Raw genomic sequence first — 2,275 nt, 5'->3', positions numbered from 1 at the left:
TAACACAGCCTAATTTTAACAGACCATTCTCCCGCTGAATGGTCTTTTTTAGCGTTTTAACTAACAGGATACTTAACAAATGCAACATTTAATGTATAATATTATTTGTGCATGAAAACAGTTCTTGTTTTCTAGTCAGTATAAATTGTATGAACTTCAAAATCGTTATATTGAAAAAGACCATTTTTCATTTTAAGCATTTTAGAAGATTCAAATTGGAAAGAGAGTGTTCAGAAATGGGTCGTAAATGGAATAATATTAAAGAAAAGAAAGCTTCAAAGGATGCGAATACGAGCCGTATATACGCAAAATTTGGCGTTGAAATTTATGTTGCAGCACGTAGCGGCGAACCGAATCCTGAATCTAACCAAGCATTAAAATTTGTCCTAGAACGTGCAAAAACTTATAATGTGCCAAGACACATTATTGACCGTGCGATTGAAAAAGCTAAAGGGGGTTCTGAAGAAAGCTATACAGAACTTCGTTATGAAGGCTTTGGACCAAGCGGCTCGATGGTGATTGTGGATGCCTTAACAAATAACGTCAATCGTACTGCGGCAGATGTGCGGGCAGCTTTCGGGAAAAACGGCGGTAACATGGGAGTCAGCGGTTCCGTTTCCTATATGTTTGATGCGACAGCTGTAATTGGTATTGAAGGTAAATCGTCCGATGATGTCCTTGAATTGTTAATGGAAGCAGATGTAGACGTACGTGATATTGCGGATGAAGATGAACAAGTGATTGTTTACGCGGAGCCAGATCAATTCCATGCCGTTCAAGAAGCCTTCAAACAAGCAGGTATTACTGAATTTACTGTAGCAGAATTAACCATGCTTCCACAAAATGAGATTACTCTTGATGGTGAAGCATTAGCCAAATTTGAGAAAATGATCGATGTATTAGAAGATTTAGAGGATGTTCAGCGGGTATACCACAACGTTGATCTTGGTGAATAAACAAGTAAACAGGCTTCTAGAGTGCGCCATAATTGGATTCTTTAGATAGTCAGCATAAAAATTTGGTCACTGTGAGTAAAACCTAAGATTTACGAAGAGTGATATACTAAAAAAAAGATACTATTAATTACAGTAACAAACGTTAAACCCACTTTTAGTATGAGAAATTCATATTAAAGGTGGGTTTTTTGTATAATTAAACGAGCTTTACAAAGAATTTCTTTATGATTTAGAAAAAAATATATTTACATATATAACATTCAAAAGTGTTTAGGCTTGTTTTTTAGATTAATGGTGGAAGAAGTATATCTTCCTGAAAAGAGTAATCCAATCCTTTCAGTTAAATTTATGAAAGAACCATAAGTCATAATTAGAACCTTAAACCTTCAAGAATTTAAACGCATGGTAACATTCTAAACAGTATATAAGCATTCGCCTTGTTTAATAATAAAGCAAGGGCTAACGTCTGGTTTCCTAAACTACTTGGGTTTATGGTTTCGTTCAGCTAATTTCTTAGGGAATACATCGATTAATTTTCTGTGATTTAAGTCCTAGCCTTACTGAGGCTAAAAAGAAAAAAGAGCACAAAAAATGTGCTCTTTAAAATCTTCACGAACAGTATCCGAAAGGTGTTTATAATAAACCATTGCCTACTATGATTAGGTTTGAGTGGGTTAATTAGTTTTACTCTATCTGGGATGTTGAATGGAATATATTATATTTTATACTAAATATTGACATATTAGATTGTTTTAAACTACTATAATAATAATGATATAGACATTCCACTTTGTTTTAAAAGGAGAGTTAATATGGCAAAAGGTTCGTTGATGGTTGGTTGGGGTGAAATCATCCCAGGGCGTGAGAAGGCTGCACAGTCTACGCTCACCAATGCAATGCAATACTGTATACGGCTGCAACAAGAAGGAAAGATTGACCACTTTGAGGTAGTAGCTCTTGAGCCACATGGTAGTGATCTAAACGGCTTTGTCCTTATCACGGGGGACAAGGAAACTGTTGCTCAACTACGAGCAGAAGACGAGTTTGTCTCAGTGATGGTTGGTGTACAGTTAGTACATAGGAATGTTAGGGTGGTGGGTGCCTACAAAGGAGCTGAGCTCCAATCATTATTTGCGAAGTGGGACGAACAAGAAGATAAATTACTTGTTGATTAAAAATTAGTCAAGAGTGGCTTTACGGTCACTCTTTTTAAATGTAGGCTGTGATAAAGGATGTTGTTAATTTTTAGCACGTTGATTGGAGCGGAAGGCGGCGAAGACTCCTGCGGGAGTACGGGGCTGGGGAGACCCCACAGGCGC

The 2,275-nt window shown here is 36.8% G+C and carries 2 protein-coding genes; both read left to right on the top strand.

Annotation, left to right across the window (positions count from 1 at the left end; all coding sequences use genetic code 11):
* Nucleotides 1-236: 236 nt before the first annotated feature.
* A complete protein-coding gene (locus V7077_RS12955) occupies nucleotides 237-956 on the top strand; it encodes a YebC/PmpR family DNA-binding transcriptional regulator (RefSeq protein ID WP_335502119.1) in 720 nt (239 codons plus the stop codon).
* An 830-nt stretch (nucleotides 957-1,786) separates the two neighbouring features.
* Nucleotides 1,787-2,131 carry a hypothetical protein gene (locus tag V7077_RS12950; protein WP_335502117.1) on the top strand — a complete coding sequence of 115 codons (345 nt, stop codon included), beginning with the start codon at nucleotides 1,787-1,789 and terminating at the stop codon, nucleotides 2,129-2,131.
* Nucleotides 2,132-2,275 lie beyond the last annotated feature (144 nt).

This window comes from Neobacillus vireti (genome assembly GCF_036962465.1).
GTDB lineage: Bacteria > Bacillota > Bacilli > Bacillales > Cytobacillaceae > Neobacillus > Neobacillus vireti_B.
This window is presented reverse-complemented; position numbering and strand designations above follow the sequence as displayed.

Excerpts from the sequence above, each read along its gene's own strand:
- V7077_RS12955 (WP_335502119.1), top strand. The coding sequence starts at position 237 with ATGGGTCGTAAATGGAATAATATTAAAGAAAAGAAAGCTTCAAAGGAT.
- V7077_RS12950 (WP_335502117.1), top strand. The coding sequence starts at position 1,787 with ATGGTTGGTTGGGGTGAAATCATCCCAGGGCGTGAGAAGGCTGCACAG.